This is a genomic window from Streptococcus mitis (genome assembly GCF_047464945.1).
Taxonomy (GTDB): Bacteria; Bacillota; Bacilli; order Lactobacillales; family Streptococcaceae; genus Streptococcus; species Streptococcus mitis_EA.
In genome coordinates, this window is record NZ_JASHAX010000025.1 from 1 (window position 1) to 822 (window position 822).

2 pseudogenes are annotated in these 822 nt (G+C 52.9%); both read left to right on the forward strand.

The features are described 5' to 3' along the window. Positions 1 to 344 (forward strand): annotated as a pseudogene (locus QM424_RS09795) (adhesive domain-containing protein); the annotation flags it as partial. 81 nt (positions 345 to 425) lie between these two features. After that, positions 426 to 822, forward strand: a pseudogene (locus QM424_RS09800) (hypothetical protein); the annotation flags it as partial.

Consider the following 822-nt stretch of genomic DNA (forward strand, 5'->3'; position numbering starts at 1 on the left):
CTGACTCAGATGCCGATGTGCTTGCTGAGGCTGACGCACTTGTTGACGCTGATTCAGACGCTGAGGTGCTTGCTGATTGGCTCGCACTTGTTGACGCTGACTCAGAAGCGCTTGTGCTTGCTGATTCAGATGCGCTTGTGCTTGCTGATTGGCTTGCACTTGTTGAAGCTGACTCAGATGCTGAGGTGCTTGCTGATTCTGACGCACTTGTTGACGCTGATTCAGAAGCTGATGTACTTGCTGATGCTGACGCGCTTGTTGACGCTGACTCAGATGCTGAGGTGCTTGCTGAAGCTGACGCACTTGTTGACGCTGATTCAGACGCTGATGTGCTTGCTGATTGACTCGCGCTTGTCGATGCTGATTCAGAAGCTGATGTACTTGCTGACTGGCTCGCACTTGTCGATGCTGACTCAGAGGCTGATGTGCTTGCTGAGGCTGATGCACTTGTTGATGCTGACTCAGATGCCGATGTGCTTGCTGAAGCTGACGCGCTTGTTGACGCTGACTCAGAGGCTGATGTGCTTGCTGAAGCTGACGCGCTTGTCGACGCTGACTCAGAAGCGCTTGTGCTTGCTGAGGCTGATGCACTTGTTGACGCTGACTCAGAAGCTGATGTACTTGCTGATTGGCTTGCACTTGTCGACGCTGACTCAGAAGCGCTTGTGCTTGCTGATTGGCTTGCACTTGTTGACGCTGACTCAGAAGCGCTTGTGCTTGCTGACTCTGATGCACTTGTTGACGCTGATTCAGAGGCCGATGTGCTTGCTGAAGCTGACGCACTTGTTGAAGCTGACTCAGATGCCGATGTGCTTGCTGAGG